At 44.3% G+C, this 17,581-nt stretch carries 17 protein-coding genes and 1 pseudogene; 17 read left to right on the top strand and 1 reads right to left on the bottom strand.

Annotation, left to right across the window (positions count from 1 at the left end; translation table 11 throughout):
- Window positions 1–40 precede the first annotated feature (40 nt).
- The 11 genes and pseudogenes from IE039_RS05535 to dnaB all read left to right on the top strand — a co-directional run bounded on the left by IE039_RS05535 (window position 41) and on the right by dnaB (window position 10,022).
- Window positions 41–904 (top strand): SAM hydrolase/SAM-dependent halogenase family protein, encoded by an 864-nt coding sequence (locus tag IE039_RS05535; RefSeq protein WP_019040919.1) that lies wholly within the window; start codon window positions 41–43, stop codon window positions 902–904.
- 21 nt (window positions 905–925) lie between these two features.
- Window positions 926–1,492: an ECF-type riboflavin transporter substrate-binding protein gene (locus IE039_RS05530; protein WP_189428869.1), complete on the top strand. Its 567-nt coding sequence runs from the start codon at window positions 926–928 to the stop codon at window positions 1,490–1,492.
- Between the two features lie 46 nt (window positions 1,493–1,538).
- A pseudogene (locus IE039_RS05525) lies at window positions 1,539–3,283 on the top strand (ABC transporter ATP-binding protein).
- On the top strand, window positions 3,276–4,109 hold the full coding sequence (locus tag IE039_RS05520) for an energy-coupling factor transporter transmembrane component T family protein (RefSeq protein WP_029510106.1): 834 nt from the start codon (window positions 3,276–3,278) through the stop codon (window positions 4,107–4,109). Before IE039_RS05525 ends, IE039_RS05520 begins: the two are co-directional and overlap by 8 nt.
- Before the next feature lie 86 nt (window positions 4,110–4,195).
- Window positions 4,196–4,501, top strand: a complete 306-nt coding sequence (locus IE039_RS05515) for a hypothetical protein (RefSeq protein ID WP_010002910.1) — start codon at window positions 4,196–4,198, stop codon at window positions 4,499–4,501.
- Window positions 4,502–4,667: 166 nt separating this feature from the next.
- Window positions 4,668–4,964, top strand: coding sequence for a 30S ribosomal protein S6 (gene rpsF / locus IE039_RS05510; RefSeq protein ID WP_010003903.1), 297 nt, complete (start codon window positions 4,668–4,670; stop codon window positions 4,962–4,964).
- 33 nt (window positions 4,965–4,997) lie between these two features.
- A complete protein-coding gene (gene ssb, locus IE039_RS05505) occupies window positions 4,998–5,543 on the top strand; it encodes a single-stranded DNA-binding protein (RefSeq protein ID WP_010003904.1) in 546 nt (181 codons plus the stop codon).
- Window positions 5,544–5,579: 36 nt separating this feature from the next.
- Window positions 5,580–5,864, top strand: coding sequence for a 30S ribosomal protein S18 (rpsR, locus tag IE039_RS05500; protein ID WP_004904499.1), 285 nt, complete (start codon window positions 5,580–5,582; stop codon window positions 5,862–5,864).
- Between the two features lie 151 nt (window positions 5,865–6,015).
- Window positions 6,016–8,043, top strand: a complete 2,028-nt coding sequence (locus IE039_RS05495; protein WP_189428868.1) for a DHH family phosphoesterase — start codon at window positions 6,016–6,018, stop codon at window positions 8,041–8,043.
- A gap of 57 nt (window positions 8,044–8,100) precedes the next feature.
- Window positions 8,101–8,553, top strand: a complete 453-nt coding sequence (gene rplI, locus IE039_RS05490) for a 50S ribosomal protein L9 (RefSeq protein WP_029510109.1) — start codon at window positions 8,101–8,103, stop codon at window positions 8,551–8,553.
- A 2-nt stretch (window positions 8,554–8,555) separates the two neighbouring features.
- A complete protein-coding gene (dnaB, locus tag IE039_RS05485; RefSeq protein WP_029510110.1) occupies window positions 8,556–10,022 on the top strand; it encodes a replicative DNA helicase in 1,467 nt (488 codons plus the stop codon).
- Between the two features lie 33 nt (window positions 10,023–10,055).
- Here dnaB and IE039_RS05480 read toward each other — a convergent pair whose 3' ends face one another.
- Window positions 10,056–10,553 (bottom strand): aminoacyl-tRNA deacylase, encoded by a 498-nt coding sequence (locus IE039_RS05480; RefSeq protein ID WP_019041636.1) that lies wholly within the window; start codon window positions 10,551–10,553, stop codon window positions 10,056–10,058.
- A gap of 79 nt (window positions 10,554–10,632) precedes the next feature.
- Here IE039_RS05480 and IE039_RS05475 point away from each other — a divergent pair, with 79 nt between their 5' ends.
- The 6 genes from IE039_RS05475 (at window position 10,633) to IE039_RS05450 (ending at window position 17,481) form a co-directional block, all read left to right on the top strand.
- Window positions 10,633–11,361, top strand: coding sequence for a GntR family transcriptional regulator (locus IE039_RS05475; RefSeq protein WP_010000983.1), 729 nt, complete (start codon window positions 10,633–10,635; stop codon window positions 11,359–11,361).
- 215 nt (window positions 11,362–11,576) lie between these two features.
- Window positions 11,577–14,030 (top strand): phosphoketolase family protein, encoded by a 2,454-nt coding sequence (locus IE039_RS05470; RefSeq protein WP_189428867.1) that lies wholly within the window; start codon window positions 11,577–11,579, stop codon window positions 14,028–14,030.
- A 130-nt stretch (window positions 14,031–14,160) separates the two neighbouring features.
- Window positions 14,161–14,979, top strand: coding sequence for a histidinol-phosphatase HisJ (gene hisJ, locus IE039_RS05465; RefSeq protein ID WP_019039772.1), 819 nt, complete (start codon window positions 14,161–14,163; stop codon window positions 14,977–14,979).
- Window positions 14,976–15,644, top strand: a complete 669-nt coding sequence (locus IE039_RS05460; protein WP_019039773.1) for an HAD family hydrolase — start codon at window positions 14,976–14,978, stop codon at window positions 15,642–15,644. The genes hisJ and IE039_RS05460 overlap by 4 nt, the downstream gene beginning before the upstream one ends.
- Complete coding sequence (locus IE039_RS05455; RefSeq protein ID WP_019039774.1) at window positions 15,641–16,159, top strand: NUDIX hydrolase; 519 nt, start codon at window positions 15,641–15,643, stop codon at window positions 16,157–16,159. The genes IE039_RS05460 and IE039_RS05455 overlap by 4 nt, the downstream gene beginning before the upstream one ends.
- A gap of 89 nt (window positions 16,160–16,248) precedes the next feature.
- Window positions 16,249–17,481 (top strand): MDR family MFS transporter, encoded by a 1,233-nt coding sequence (locus tag IE039_RS05450; RefSeq protein WP_189428866.1) that lies wholly within the window; start codon window positions 16,249–16,251, stop codon window positions 17,479–17,481.
- Window positions 17,482–17,581: the final 100 nt, after the last annotated feature.

Below are 17,581 nucleotides of genomic sequence, written 5' to 3'. Positions count from 1 at the left end.
AGTCTACAGGTGGCGACTATCGCGTAGACAAACGTATCATATGACAAACAATCATCTCGTTTTACAAACGGATTTTGGCTTACAGGACGGGGCGGTAAGTTCAATGAGTGGTGTGGCTTATGGTGTGGCTAGTGATATAATCATTAGTGACCTGACCCATGGCATCACACCGTTTAATATTTTTGAAGGGTCATTTCGGTTGTTTCAAACATTTAGTTATTGGCCAGCTGGTACGGTATTTGTCTCCGTTGTGGATCCTGGTGTAGGATCCAAGCGGCTCTCAATTATTGCTGAGACAACCGGTGGCCATTATATTGTGACACCGGACAATGGGACGTTGTCTCATCTTTTGGCGCACGGGCTGATTGCGAGTGCGCGTGTTATTGATGAAACAACACAACGGTTACCAGGATCAGAAAAGTCTTCGACATTTCATGGTCGTGATATTTATGCCTACAATGGGGCACAGTTAGCGAGTGGTCAAATCCAGTACACCGATTACCAACAAGTATTGCCGGTTGACCAATTGGTGAAGTTGCCAATGCAACCAGGGCGCTATCAAACGACGGCGTCTGGGGTTGCACAGTTAGTTGGGAATATTGATATTACTGATGTTAATTTTGGCTCGTTGTGGTCCAATATTCCAGTAAAAGAATTTGAAAAGTTCAGTTTAGCATATGGGGATGTCTTGCGTGTCCAAATTCAACATCAAGGGCATACCATGTTTGATGACGTCTTACCTTATGTGCATACGTTTACGGACGTGGCACCAGGGGAACTGCTAATTTATATTGATTCTGTCTATACTGTGGCGTTTGGTGTGCATACGGGTAGTTTTGAACAAACGTATCATGTGGGTGCTGGACCTGAATGGGCGGTTACCTTAACGAAAGTGTCGGCATGATCTAAAAAGTGAGGGAGTAATATGCAAAAAAAGCAACAAAAAACTGGTTTTTCAGTGCGGTCAGTCGTTGCCACAGGAATTGGGGCAGCCGTATTCTTTGTGTTAATGAAATTTATTGCTATTCCAACGGGCGTACCAAATACCACCATTAACGTGGCGGAAGGATGGTTGGCCTTAATAGCGAGTTTATTTGGGCCGGTTGTTGGCCTACTGGTGGGCATTATTGGGCACACCTTAAATGATGCGGTCACTTATGGTGCGCCGTGGTGGTCTTGGGTAATTGCTGATGGTGTTTTTGGTTTTCTATTAGGATTGAGTAAAAAGTCGCTTGCCTTGGAATATGGCACATTAACGACTAAAAAAATCATTCAATTTAACATTTGGCAAGCAGTGGCCAATATCATTGCTTGGGTGATTATCGCCCCACTTGGTGACATTTTAATCTACAAAGAAGCCGCTCAAAAAGTTTTCTTGCAAGGTGTTGTGGCAGCAGCCGTGAACACCACCTCCGTGGCGGTTATCGGCACACTTTTGTTAATCGCTTACGTCAAGTCGCGACCAAAAAAGAGCAGTTTGCGTAGCGAGTAAATCAGCAAGCGTTGCTTGCGTACATATCTTATCAATAAGGGGCATTATGGCAACACCACTCATTGAATTTAAAAACGTGACATTTAAATATCATGCACAAGCTGAACCGACTTTGTATGACGTGAGTTTCCAAATTTTCCCTGGCGAAAAAGTTTTAATTGCCGGCGCTTCTGGTTCCGGTAAAACCACGTTACTGCGTTTGCTGAATGGTCTGATTCCCCATGCTTATGCGGGCGATATTTCGGGCCAAATGACACTTAACGGTCGCGACATTTCAGCGCAGAGTTTGTTTGAACTATCATTACAGGCAGGAACGGTTTTACAAGACGCCGACGCGCAATTTGTTGGGTTGACGGTCGCTGAAGACATTGCCTTTGCTTTGGAAAATGATCAGCAGCCAGTAGCCCGCATTAAAGCCGAAGTGGCAAAATGGGCACAGCGCTTTGGCTTAAGTAATCGGCTAGAGTTGGCACCGCAAATGCTGTCAGTGGTCAAAAACAACGCACAGCCATGGCAGGGGTGCTGGTTGATGATGGCAAATTACTCTTATTTGATGAACCCTTATCCAGTTTAGATCCAGCAGCAGGCTGGGATGCGATGACCATGATTGACCAGTTACAGGCAGACCGCGATTTGACGGTGGTAATTATCGAGCACCGGATTGAAGAAGTATTGCGTGCCAATGTGGATCGGATTATTGTGATGTCTGAAGGCCGTATCGTGGCCAATGACACGCCAACTGCCATTATTCAAGCTGGCGTCTTGCCACAGTACGGCTTAGATGAGCCATTGTATGTGCAACTGTTACGACAGGCACAAGTTGATGTGGCCCATTTGCCACATGTTGCTGATGTACAAAAAGTCGACGTTGCAGCCCACCAATCAGCGATTGCCAAATTACGTGTACCGGTACAAACAACCGTTGTCCAGCAACCCCAACTGACGTTGTCAAATGTTGACTTTAGCTACGATCAGCGTCAGCCACTCTTTCAAAACCTGAATCTCACCATCAATCGTGGGAAAATTGTTGGGATTGTCGGCAAAAATGGTTCCGGTAAAACCACGTTATCGCATCTCTTGACCGGCTTTTTAATGCCTGATGCGGCGGATATTCGCCTGGACGGGCAGTCGGTTTTAGGCCAATCAATTAAAACACGGGCCGAGCAGGTGGGGTATGTGTTACAAATTCCCAATCACATGATTACAAAGAGTACGGTTTTTGATGAAGTGGCGAGTGGTTTGGTGCTACGACAGGTAGAACCGGTTGAGATTGAGCAAAAGGTACGGTCAGTTTTACGCTTGCTTGATCTTGATGGGATGCGTAATTGGCCAATTGGGGCTTTGAGTTTTGGACAAAAAAAGCGTGTGACGATTGCGGCGGTTTTGGTGCTTTCGCCACAAATTCTTATTTTAGATGAACCAACGGCGGGTCAAGATGCCACGCATACACAAGAATTGTTGACATTTTTGACGGCTATCAATCGTCAAGAACACGTCACCATTGTCATGATTACGCACGACATGCATTTGCTGGCTAATTTTGTGCAGCGTGCGTTAGTGGTGGTTGATGGCCAGCTATTAGCAGATACCACGCCGGCTGAATTATTAGCTGATGAAGCGCTGGTACAAGCCGCGAGTTTGCGGACGACAAGTATTTATCAGTTAGCCAACCGCTTACAAATTGCCCATCCTGAGGAATTGAACGCGGCCGTATTACAACACACAGCATCTGTTTTGGGTGAAGACAATAAAGACTTATCAAAACCAGCACATGAGAGCAACGATGAATAACTTATTTGGATACAAACAACGAGATACATGGTTAAACCAAACAACAGGCACTGCCAAGTTGATTGGTTTTTTAGCTTTGACAACGATTGGGATGATTTCGTATGATCCACGGTTTTTATTGGGACTGGGAATTTTGGCCATCTTATTACTGCGGCGTGCCAAAATTAAATATCGTGAATATGCCTTCATGCTGAAATTAGTTTTGTTTTTTGCCGTCATTAACTTGGTGATGGTCGCGGTTTTGGCACCTCAGTACGGCGTGCAACTTTATGGCACGCGCCATGTGCTTCTTGGTCACGGGTATTGGGCGTTGACACAGGAGCAAGTCTTCTATGAGTTAAATCTCTTGTTGAAATACCTGTTCTCGTTGCCGTTAGCCATTATTTTGTTATTTACGACGAATCCGAGCGAGTTTGCCGCCAGTTTGAACAAGATTGGAGTGCCTTATAAAATTGCGTACGCATTTGCGATTACATTGCGCTATATTCCAGATGTTCAAAGTGATTACCGGACCATTAGTTTGGCTCAGCAGGCACGGGGATATGAGATTTCTAAGCAGGCCTCGCTATGGGCACGTTCTAAAGGGGCAGTACAAATTATTTTACCGCTCGTTTTTACCAGCCTAAATCGCATTGATACGATTAGTCAGGCCATGGAATTGCGCCGATTTGGTCGTGAAAAAGGCCGTACGTGGTATCAAGAACAACCATTTCGACTGCGTGATGTCGGGGTTGTGATGGGGGCTATTGTTGTCGTTGCTATCGGCGTGCTGCTACTGTTTGTGGATCATGGTCGGGTATATAATCCCTTCCGGCCTGCCGGTTAATTGTTTCTGGGACAGGTCACTGTTGACAATGCGAACGTATGTTCTTATAATAAAGTCAGTAATGCTAGGTAGTGGAGGAAAATGTTATGCAACAGCAAACCTTTCGTCGCGCGTTAGAAGCCGCTATTTCAGCACAAAGCGTGGCAACGGTTGTCGACAAAGCTTATGCGTTTCAAGTCGAAAAAAATAATCAACGTCTTGCAAGAGCGCGCTATGGCACAGTGAAATTAGCGCGTGAAGCGGATGCAATGTGGGATGGGATTGTGGCTAACATCCATGCGGGGATGTCTGGCCGATCAGATGATCAGATTTTAGCGCAATTACAAGACCCTGATTTTATTGATACGTTAGAAGAAGCCTTAGCGGAAATTGATTTTGTGCCAGAAGATTAAGTGATTTGCTAATCACCAACGTATTATTTAATAACCAAGTGGCTAATTCTGCGAAACACTTGAAATGTATAGCTGTTCTGTAGTACAATTAATAATTGTGAACGCACAAAAGTGCGTACACTCCTTGCAGCCAAGGCTGCCAGAGACCAAAAGGAGGAAATAAAACATGGCTACATCATACGAATTGACTTACATCGTTCGCCCTGATATCGAAGTGGATGCAAAGAAAGCGCTCGTAGAACGCTTTGATGGTATCTTGACTGATAATGGTGCAACAATCTCAAAGTCAGCTGATTGGGCAACACGTCGTTTTGCTTATGAAATTGCTGGTTACCGCGAAGGCGTATACCACGTAATCGATTTCACTGCAGAAGACGACGCAGCAATCAACGAATTTGATCGTTTGGCAAAGATCTCACAAGACATCTTGCGTCACATGATCGTTAAGCGCGACGCAGAATAATTCTGGGATTCCACTGGTGAAGGAGCTTTTGATATGATTAATCGAGTAGTATTGATTGGGCGATTGACCCGTGATGTGGAATTACGTTATACCCAATCGGGTACAGCAGTCGGCACGTTTAGTTTGGCGGTTAACCGCCAGTTCACCAACCAAGCTGGTGAACGTGAAGCTGACTTTATTAACGCCGTGATTTGGCGTAAAGCAGCTGAAAATTTTGCAAACTTTACTGGAAAAGGTGCACTAGTTGCCATTGAAGGCCGTTTGCAAACACGGAATTATGAAAACAACCAAGGACAACGTGTTTACGTGACCGAAGTTGTCGTTGATAATTTCTCATTACTTGAATCACGTGCTGAAAGTGATAAGCGACGTGCCCAAAACGGGTCGTCAGAACCATCTCATCAGGGTGGTGCGTCATTCGGTACGCCAAGTGATAATGCATTTGGTGGCGTTGATCCGTTTGCTACGGCTAGCCAAGCTAACCCACAAGCGACAACACCAACAAATGATGCCCCTAACCCATTTGCGGCGAGCGGCAAAACAGAAATTGATATATCAGATGATGATCTACCATTTTAAAATATAACTTACAACACTACGAAAGGAGCTTTAATCATGTCAGAACAAAACTCACGTCCACAAAATTCAGAACGTCCACAACGTTCACGTCGCCCACAAGGCGGCCCACGTCGTCGTCGTAAGGTTGACTACATTGCAGCTAACCACATCGAATTCATCGACTACAAGAACACAGAATTGTTGGAACGCTTTATCTCAGAACGTGGTAAGATCTTGCCACGTCGTGTGACTGGTACTTCAGCCAAGAACCAACGTAAAGTGACAACTGCAATCAAGCGTGCACGTATCATGGCTTTGTTGCCATTCGTTACAGAAGACTAATCTTTGACGCGCGATTGAGAGACTCAGATTTTATCTGAGTCTCTTTTTGTTTATTTTGGTAAATCGCAACTGTGGTAAAATAGTACAAGGAGCATTTTGCCTAGATAACAGTGGTTTGGCAAAATGATAGAGGAAGATATAGGGGTTTCTTGTGAAAAAACTATTTGATTTTAAAACGTTACCAATATTTTTTCAAAGCACAAAATTAGGCACCGTCGCGTTACTGTTGTTATCTGTCAGTGTCATGAGTGTATTTTTTGCCTTGTTGGTCAATTGGATTTTCGGGTTAATCTGGATTGTGGTTGTGTTAATCGGTTTGGTTTATTCCGCGCAGTCGCTAAAAGAAGTCAATGAAAATGCCCAAGAATATTTGACAGGGTTGGGGTATCGGATATCTCGTAGTGAACAAGAAGCCTTGATTCGTATGCCAATTGGGATTATTCTCTTAAATGCATCGGAAAAAATTGACTGGATCAATCCTTACATGCAAACTTATCTTGATAAGCGTGATGTGTTAGGCTTGACGTTGACCCAATTGGATCCGCAACTTGCCACTGATATTAAAAATTATTCTGATGCACGGGAGACGAACACGATTACGTGGCAAGGTAAGCAGTTTTCACTTTATGTCCAGCAGAATTTGCGTGTCATCTACATGATGGATATTAGTGAATATGCGGCTATCGCCAAAGAGTACGAAGATCATCAATTATTTAGTGGTCTCATTTCAGTCGATAACTATGAAGAAGTGACCGAAGGTATGACCGAATCGGAAACCTCAACGTTACGCACATATGTGACCGGCGCCTTGTCAGAATGGGCGGCAGCTCACCGGATCTATTTGCGTCGTCTCAGTACAGTACACTATGTGATGTTTGGGTATCAGGATTCCTTGCGTGCTGCCGAAGACGATAAGTTTTCGGTGCTAAAAGCGATTCGTGAAGCGACGGCGCAACAAAACTTACCCGTGACGTTGTCTATGGGGATTGCCTATGGCGAGCAAGACATTATTGAACTGGCCAAAATGGCACAAACCAATCTGGACTTGGCTTTGGGGCGTGGTGGTGATCAAGTTGTGGTGAAGTCTAAGCAAGCTGCGGCGAGATTTTACGGTGGCGCAACGAATCCAATGGAAAAGCGGACGCGTGTGCGTGCACGGATGATTTCACAGACGATTGCTGAATTGATGGAACAGGCTGATAATATTATGATTGTTGGTCACGTCACCCCTGATCTGGACGCTATCGGTGCGGGACTAGGAATTTGGCGGATGGCGCAAACAAAAAATAAACCGGCTTTTTTGATTGTTGATGAAAAATCGGTGTATAGTGACATCACGTTGCTACTGGCAGAAATCCGTAAAAACCCACCCGAAATCATGGCCCCAGGGTCAAATATCAATGACTCCATTGTTGATGAGGCACGCGCCATGAAATTAGTCCGTGATAATACGCTCTTGATTTTAGTGGATCATGCGCAAGGTTCAATTACTAGTGCACCAAATCTTTTGGATCGGTTGGGCAATCGTGTCGTGGTCATTGATCATCATCGTTTAGCTGAACAAGGGCTAGCTGAAAAACCATTGCTCACCTATGTTGAACCGTATGCATCATCCACTTCTGAACTTGTCGTTGAGCTGTTGCAGTACCAAGATCAAAGTCATGCACCAATTACCAAGTTAGAAGCTACGGCAATGCTTGGTGGGATTCAAATTGATACCAAAAACTTCACGTTACGAACTGGCTCACGAACTTTTGATGCCGCCAGTTATTTGCGTGCTAACGGTGCGGACAGTAACTTAATTCAATTCTTTATGAAAGAGAAGTTCTCAGACTTCAAGGCGCGCGCGCATTTGATTAACCTAGCGGTTGTGGCTGACGGTTATGCCATTGTCTGTGGTGAGGTAGATAGCGTTTATTCTGGACTGATTACGGCACAAGCAGCTGATGAATTGTTGCAAATTAGTGGCGTTGAGGCCTCGTTTGTTATTACCAAACGGGCTGATGGTCGTGTCGGTATTTCGGCACGATCAACCGGACAACGTAACGTCCAGCGTGTTATGGAGGCAATGGGCGGTGGCGGTCATCTATCAAATGCTGCTACCCAATTGACGGACACGACAACAGACGAAGTGAATGATCAGTTGCTTAAAATTTTGGCAGAATACGTTGAAGAGTAACCTGGTCTACATCGGTGTGTCGTTTATGAAAGAAATTATTTTTTGAAGGAGTAACACATGAAAGTTGTATTTTTAGAAGATGTTAAGGGTCGTGGGAAAAAAGGGGAAGTTAAGGAAGTGCCAGATGGGTACGCTAATAACTTCTTAATTAAGAATAAAAAAGCAGAACCAGCCACAGGTAAAAATGTGGGTGCTGTTAAGGGGCGTCAGAAGGCAGCAGAAAAAGCAGCTGCTGAACAATTAGCTGAAGCACAAGCACTGAAGGCAAAGATTGAAGCAGATGACTTTGTGGTGACAATCAAAGGCAAGTCTGGTGCGGATGGCCGCCTCTTTGGTGCGGTATCATCTAAGCAAATTGCGACGGCTTTGGCTGATCAAAAGCAACTAAAAATTGATAAGCGTAAGCTTGAATTGAACCATCCTATCCACTCATTAGGTTACACGACAGTGCCGCTCAAGTTACACCGTGACGTGACCGCAGACTTACGTGTTCATGTCAGCGAGGGTTAAACATGGATAACCCAGAAGCATACGAGTATAGACAAGTCCCACAAGATGTCGATGCTGAACGGGCGGTGCTGGGCGCAATCTTCTTTGATGTGAAATCTGATAACGCGATGGTAGCGGCGAGCGCCATTTTGGAAGCGGATGATTTTTATCGCCAAGCCCATCAAACCATTTTTAAAGCGATGCAACAGCTGGTTGATGAACAACGTCCGATTGACATGCTCACGCTTCAGGATAAACTCAATAGTTTACAGCAATTAGATAATGTGGGCGGTATGGCTTACTTAGCTGAAATCTCGGAATCTTCTGCATCATCGGCCAATTTAAAGCATTATGCCAATATCGTGCGTGAAAAGGCCATTCTACGTCGGATGATTGAGACGTTGACGCGCAGTATGTCGTTAGCCTATGATGCTGCGGCACCGAGTGAGGAAATCTTAGATACATTAAGCCGTAGTCTGGATAACTTGGCTGAGAATCGTGGTGATGAAGATTTTCAAAAGATTAAAGACGTGCTGCAAGCCTTCCAAGCTAATTTGGATCAAGCTGTCGCCAATGATAATGATGTGGTTGGCCTAGCAACAGGGTATCCCGAATTAGATAAATTAACCCACGGTTTTCGTGAAGATCAAATGATTGTGTTGGGCGCGCGACCAGCGGTCGGAAAAACAGCCTTTGTGTTAAATATTGCCAAAAATGTGGCCAAAGCTGAGCAAGTACCAGTGGTTGTGTTCAGTCTTGAAATGGGTGCTGTGGATTTGGTGACCCGACTGGTAGCGGCTGAAGGTGCGATTGATTCCAGTCATTTGACAACGGGTCAGATGACCCAAGAGGATTGGCAGTCGTTGACATTAGCCATGCAATCATTGGCGAATATGCAAATCTACATGGACGACACGGCGGGGATTAAAATTAACCAAATTAGCGCCAAGTTACGTAAACTTGAAAAAGATTTGGTGAATGAATTACCACCAGATCAACGCGCAAGTAATCCACATCCAATCGGCATGGTGATTATTGATTATTTGGGTCTGATTGAATCCAATAATACAGAAAGTCGCCAACAGGCGGTTTCAGAAGTGTCACGTGCGATTAAAAAGTTAGCCAAAGAATTACATACGCCTATTTTAGCGTTGGCACAATTGAGTCGTGGTGTTGAGCAACGTACGGATAAGCGACCGGTGCTTTCTGATTTGCGTGAATCTGGCTCGATTGAACAAGATGCGGATATTGTCGCCTTTTTGTATCGTGATGACTACTATCGCAACGATGGTGGCGATGATGATGGTGATTCAGATCCGCGTGACGAAGAAGAAGCGGTGCCAATTGAAATTATTTTGGAAAAAAATCGTGCTGGTGCACGCGGCACGGCAACCTTGATGTTTAATAAACCAACCTTTAAGTTTAGCCCAATGGCGCCGTTGTATCGTGATGATATGAACGCTGGCCCTAATGGTAACGTTGGGTGGTAAAAAAGACAGTCTAACGACTGTCTTTTTTTAAACTTAATTTTCTAGTAAATCGACAAAAGGCGCATGGATTAAGGACGCCAAATCGGCCGGATTGATTTGGTCACTGCGTCCCAATTCACCAGCACTTACTAAAAAGTAAGGCGCGGTCTGGGCAGTCAAATCAATGAAAATTGGGAAATGCTTCGTATGCCAAATCCCAACTGGATTGTTAGCCCCGTGGACATAACCCGTGGTTTGCTGCAAGGTCTTTAAGGGCAACATGGTAACTTTTTTATTGCCCGATGCCGCCGCGAGTTTTTTCATTGATAAATGTTGTGTGATGGGAATCACTGCAATGACGGGGCCGGTTTTATCACCAGTGGCCGCTAAAGTCTTATAGATATCGTCATGCTTGACGCTAAATTCTGCAAGAATTTGATCACGCTCAGCTGCTGTTTTATCTAAGATATTTAGCGTGAGGGGTGTGTAAGCCAGGTTATGCTTGTCCATCACCTGTTCGGGAAGTGTTTTCTTAATTTTTTTCTTTGCCATGATATGTCCATTCTAACACAAATTGGCGTACCCAAAAAGGATTGCGGTCCAACCAATTTATGCTATACTAGTTAGCATGATGTCAGAAGCAATTTATGTCACCGTACAGGCGGACTTAAAACAAAAAATTTATAATGGTGATTTTCCGGACTTGAAATTACCGGATGAACGGACGTTAGCGGCGCAATATGAGGTGTCACGTTCGTCCATCAAACGTGCGTTAAACGTGCTGGTACAACAAGGTGTGATTTTTAAAAAGCGGGGGAGTGGGACGTTTGTTAACCCGTTGTATTTAAAAAACCATGACTTGTTCCAACATGAAGGGTCAAATCTTGGGGTCTCGGACTCGTTTCGGGTAGACGGTAAAGCGCCAAGTATTGAATTACTTGATTTCCAAGTGGTTCCCGCAACCCCTGTCCAGCAGCAAGCTTTGTTTTTAAATGATGGCGACTTTGTGTACGAAATTAAGCGGTTGCGACGTTTGGAAGGGGTGCCTTTCATGATTGAACGCGGCTATGTGCCAATCAATGTTTTGCCTGGTTTGAACAAAGAAATCGTGTCCGGTTCAGTCTATGAGTACGTGGAAAACACCAAAAACCGAGCCGTGACCAAGTCCTTTATGACGATTATGGCGGAACCGTCCAACGCTGAAGATCAACAGTTATTGGAATTGTCGGACAAAGAGCCAGTTGGCATTATGGAAGGGATCTTCTTTATGGATGATGGCACGCCATTAGAATTTTCAAACATGCGGTTGCATTATAAATATTTACGGTACAATGCGTTTGTCAGCATTGATTCAGAATAGCAACAGGGCAATCGCCTGTTGCTATTTTATTTGTCTTAAAAATAATTGGACCGCACCAATGTTTGTGTTGCGCCAACCAAATTTGAAAAAATAATCAACCAATCAGATGCGTTATCTTGAATAAATTAGGCAAATCGGTTATACTGAAAGAGTAAATAACGGAGAAAGATTCGTGGTTTACGATTCTCTCAAAATAATAAGGAGTACTTAATCTCATGGTAGATTTCGATTCAAAAGAGTACTTGGAACTCGTTGATAAGTGGTGGCGTGCAACCAACTATTTGTCAGCAGGGATGATCTTCTTGAAGAGCAACCCATTGTTCTCAGTTACTAACACACCAATCCAAGCCGAAGACGTTAAAGTTAAGCCTATCGGTCACTGGGGAACAATTTCAGGTCAAACTTTCTTGTATGCACACGCAAACCGTTTGATCAACAAGTATGACGTGAACATGTTCTATGTCGGTGGTCCTGGACACGGTGGCCAAGTTATGGTTACTAACGCGTACTTGGATGGCGAATATACTGAAGATTACCCAGAAATCACACAAGATTTGGCTGGTATGAGCCGCTTGTTCAAGCGTTTCTCATTCCCTGGTGGAATCGGATCACACATGACAGCGCAAACACCAGGTTCATTGCATGAAGGTGGTGAATTGGGTTACTCATTGTCACACGCATTCGGTGCCGTTTTGGATAACCCAGACCAAATCGCTTTCGCCGTTGTTGGTGATGGTGAAGCTGAAACAGGTCCATCAATGACTTCATGGTTGTCATCAAAGTTCTTGAACGCTAAGAACGATGGTGCCGTATTGCCAATTTTGGATTTGAACGGCTTCAAGATTTCAAACCCAACAATCTTCTCACGTATGAGCCATGAAGAAATCACAAAGTTCTTTGAAGGTGTTGGTTACTCACCACGCTTCATCGAAAACGATGACATTCATGACTATGCTAAGTATCACGAAATCGCTGCTAAGGTCTTTGACCAAGCGATCGAAGACATCTTGGCTATCCAAAAGGATGCACGTGAAAACGGTAAGTATGAAGATGGTACAATCCCTGCATGGCCTGTAATTATTGCACGTTTGCCAAAGGGTTGGGGTGGTCCACGTTACGACAAGAACGGTGACCCTATCGAAGATTCATTCCGTGCGCACCAAGTGCCATTGCCTTTGGATCAAAACAACCTTGACACATTGCCAGAATTCGAAGAATGGATGAACTCATACAAGCCTGAAGAATTGTTCAACGCTGATGGTTCATTGAAGGACGAAGTGAAGGCACTTGCACCTAAGGGTGACAAGCGTATGTCTGCTAACCCAATCACTAATGGTGGTCGCCGTCGCGGTGAAGCACCTAAGACATTGGACTTGCCAGACTGGCGTCAATTCACAAACGACATTACTAACGAAAACCGTGGACATGAATTGCCAAAAGTAACGCAAAACATGGACATGACAACTCTTTCAGCATACTTGGAAGAAGTTACTAAGTTGAACCCAACATCATTCCGTATCTTCGGACCTGATGAAACAATGTCAAACCGTTTGTGGGATCTCTTCAACACAACAACACGTCAATGGATGGAACCTACAAAGTTCCCTAACGATCAATACGTAGGACCTGAAGGTCGTATCATTGATTCACAATTGTCAGAACACCAAGCTGAAGGTTGGTTGGAAGCTTACACATTGACTGGTCGTGTTGGAATCTTCGCATCATACGAATCATTCCTACGTGTCGTGGACTCAATGGTTACACAACACTTCAAGTGGTTGCGTCACGCTTCAGAACAACCATGGCGTAATGATTACCCATCATTGAACTTGATTGCAACATCAACTGCCTTCCAACAAGATCACAACGGTTACACACACCAAGACCCAGGTATGTTGACACACTTGGCTGAAAAGAAGTCTAACTTCATCCGTGAATACTTGCCAGCCGATGGTAACTCATTGTTGGCTGTTCAAGCACGTGCCTTTTCAGAACGTCAAAAGGTTAACTTGATTGTTGCCTCAAAGCAACCACGTCAACAATGGTTCACTGCTGACGAAGCTGAAGAATTGGCTACAGAAGGTTTGAAGATCATCGATTGGGCATCTACTGCACCATCTGGTGATGTGGATATTACATTCGCATCAGCTGGTACAGAACCAACAATCGAAACTTTGGCTGCTTTGTGGTTGATTAACCAAGCCTTCCCAGAAGTTAAGTTCCGCTATGTCAACGTTGTTGAATTGCTTCGTTTGCAAAAGAAGTCAGAAGCTTACTTGAACAGCGAACGTGAATTGTCTGACGACGACTTCAACAAGTTCTTCCAAGCTGATACACCAGTTATCTTCGGATTCCACGGCTTCGAAGACTTGGTTGAATCATTCTTCTTCGAACGCAAGTTCCGTGGTGATGTATACGTTCACGGTTACCGTGAAGATGGTGACATCACAACAACATACGACATGCGTGTTTACTCAAAGTTGGATCGTTTCCACCAAGCTAAGGAAGCTGCCGAAATCTTGTCAGCTAACGGTAAGATTGATCAAGACGCTGCTGTTACATTCATTACTAAGATGGAAGACATCTTGGCAAAGCACTACGAAGTAACACGTAACGAAGGTCACGATATCGAAGAATTTACTAACTGGAACTGGGCACCTTTGAAGTAATCAGCCATTTGGCTTATTACAGAAAATGTACCACCAGTACAAATCAAGCGAATCAGATTATTCTGGTTCGCTTTTTTGTATACTTATCGGTAAAATAAAGGTAACGTATTGAGATAAGGAGCGCTGTATCATGCTATTAAAAAAAGACGGTCATACGCACACACCGTTTTCACATCAAAATTCGGATGAACCGTTTGATGCCTATATTGAACGGGCGATTGCGTTAGGATTTGACGCTTATACGATTACGGAACATGCACCGTTATTGCAAGACCTGACGTTACCAGCTGACTATCCGGTGGTTAGTCAAGATGATCTTGCACATGTAAAGGCTGAAACCGCACGGTTAATCGCCAAGTGTGGGGATAAAATTCAAATCAAGCGCGGTTTAGAAGTGGATTATGTGGTGGGTCAAGAACGTCAATTGCGCACATTTTTACGAGAAAATCGTGACTGGTTTGACGAAATTATCCTAGCTGTTCATTTGCTACCGGATGATTCAGGCGACGTGACACCCATTGATTATTCGGCAGAATTGCTGACGACACACTTCGCCACGTTGTTACAAGACCCACAAGCATTCTATCGCCGCTATTTTGAAACAGTTGCGCAGAGTGTTGAAGCCGTTTTAGGGGTTGATGTACCGGTGGCAATCGGACATCTTGGACTGGTTAAAAAATTCCAAAAGGTGTTAGATTTGCCAGATTATGCGGACGATATCTATCGTATGATTGGGGATATTTTCCAAATGATGCAAGTACGCGGTTATGCGTTAGAATTTAATGCAGCCGGCCTGAGTGAAGTTGAAAATGGCGCAACTTATCCGCAGTTTAATGTTGTAACGGCTGCTCGCGATATGGGAATTGACGTGGTGTATGGCTCAGATGCCCACCAAGTAAGTGAAGTGGGTCGTTATTTTGATGATCTTGCAGCGGTTTTGCAAGCATGACGGCGGCAACGCAGTATCGGGCAGTTTTCTTTGATTTTGATGGCACCTTGGCCAATACAGAAAAATTAGCTGTGTATGCCACGCAAGCCGCTTTTGCACAAATGGATTTTCCGATACCAACGGCAGCAGACATTATTCAATATCAAGGGATACCAATTGAAACGTCGTTTCCATTGTTAGCACAGGATCCCATGGATCAGACGACATTACAGCAGTTATTCACCGCTTTTAGATCGGCTTATCAAGCTGGGGAATCAGCTGAGACAATTCAGGCCTTTTCAGGAATCCCGGAATTGTTAACCCAATTAGTGGCTGCTGGGCAGCAACTATTTTTGATGACGAGTAAAAAATCAGCTGTGGCGCAACGGAATTTGGCCATGTTATCTTTGGACAAATATTTTACGGCGATATATGGTTCAGATCGCGTCGTGGCTTATAAGCCAGCACCAGGTGGGTTACAGCAAGCGCTAGCAGAATATCAATTATCTGCGAATGAAGCGGTGATGGTTGGCGATGCAACCTTTGATATCGATGCCGGGAATGCAGCTGGAATGACAACCATTGCAGTGACTTGGGGTGCGCATACACAAGAAACGTTGAAACAATCCGAACCGGATTATCTGGTTGCGACACGGGAAGCATTAGCAGAGGTACTATACAAATGAGTGATTATCGCGCAGATAAATTAGGTGAATACTTGGACGTCTATAATGCGCAAAAAGAACGTACGGGACGAACGCATCAACGTGGCCAACAACTACAACCTGGGGACTACCATTTGGTGACTAATGGATTGATATTTAATTCAAAGGGTGATGTGTTGTTACAGCAGCGTGCTTTTGATAAGTTGAGCCATCCTGGGATATGGACCGCTGATACGGGTGGGGCTGTTTTAGTTGGTGAGACAAGTCAGCAAGCGCTAGTGCGGGAATTATTCGAGGAACTTGGGCTAGCTGTTTCAGCTGACGAGCTGGTGTTTATTGAGACGTTGCGCTATACTGACTGGATTGAAGATTGGTATGCCATCAAATTACCGGATCAGCCGGTGACCTTTCAATTACAAACCGCTGAAGTGGTGGCGGTTCGTTGGGTGCGTTTCGATGAGGCGCTGGCTAATAACACTGCAAAAGGCTTTGATGATAACGACTTATTACACACAGCGAAAGCACGTTTGTTCTAATTGTCGTTTAGCATGAAAAAAGTAGAGATATGGTTTTTTGACGCCATATTTCTTTTATTTTGTCGCAATAAGAAAGTAGGGAGCGCCGGATGGCTGATTTTTTTAAACTTGATCGAAATATTCAATTACGCATTGTGATGATGTTTATTACAGTCGCGATTGGTTCCTCGGTCGGCCCCAATATGACCATTTATTATGTGGGATATTTTGGTGCTTTTTTGACGGGGACTTTGTTAGTCCTTGTCCAAGTAGCTGGTTTTCTGGCTGGCTTATATGGTGGTCATCTGGCGGATTTGTGGGGACGTAAGCGGGTTATGATTGCTGGAATTGGCTTAATGACATTAGGCTATTTGCTAGCTGCCGTGATGAATTCACCACTATATATTAATCCCTACATCACGTTTTTCGGTTTCTTGATGGCGAGTGTGGGATTAAGTTTTGCCTCTCCAGCTGAAGAAGCCATGATGATTGATGTGTCGACGGTGAAAAATCGTAAGTTCATTTATGCCATGATTTATTGGGTTATCAATTTAGCGGTGATGATTGGCGCAGGACTGGGTGGTTGGTTTTTCAAAACGGCGCGCTTCCAACTTTTGATTGGCACCGCCATTGGGGCCTTGATTAGTCTTATTATTGTCCTCGTATGGATTACTGAAACCTTACCCAAGGACAAGCGGCCAACCCATGGTCAGTCGGTTTGGGCAGCGGTGAAAAGTTACCGAACGGTATTTGCAGATCGTCGCTATATGAAATTTATGATCGCAAGTATTGGGGCAACGATTATTTTCACGTCACCAGATTATTATCTTGCCGCACATTTATCCCAAACATTCCATACGATTGATATCGCTGGTGTTGAGATTTTTGGGCAACGGATGCTGTCTATTGTGACCATGGTCAACACCTTCATGATTGTCTTGATGATGGGCATGATGACTAAACTATTTAAACATTGGTCTGAAATGAAAGCGAGTGCGGTCGGTACCGCCTTACAGGGTGGCGGTTTTGCCATCATGTTCTTGTTAACGGACTTTTGGCCACTTATGGTTTTTACCGTGATTTTGACACTTGGCGAAATGATTGTCACACCAGCCAGTCAGTCTCTGCGCGCTGAAATGATGAACCCAGAAAAAATTGGCGCTTATAGTGGTTTTAGTGCCGCGATTCGGCCGATTGGCGCTATTTTAGCGTCTGGGATTGTGAGTGCCTCCGTTTTGGTAGGCAATGTTGGTGCCGCGTTACTATTACTTACAGCTACAGGGATCAGCATTTTGTTTACTTATTTAGCCGTGCAGATGTTACGCGAGAACCGAACAAGTTGAAGTGTTTTGTCGTGACGCACTTTATTATTTTGGCAGATTGCAAGAAATAACTTGAACGAATTTAGTGACGTAGATTAAGTAAGAAGATCTCGATTGGTGT

Source organism: Leuconostoc lactis KCTC 3528 = DSM 20202, assembly GCF_014651235.1.
GTDB lineage: Bacteria > Bacillota > Bacilli > Lactobacillales > Lactobacillaceae > Leuconostoc > Leuconostoc lactis.
This window is presented reverse-complemented; position numbering and strand designations above follow the sequence as displayed.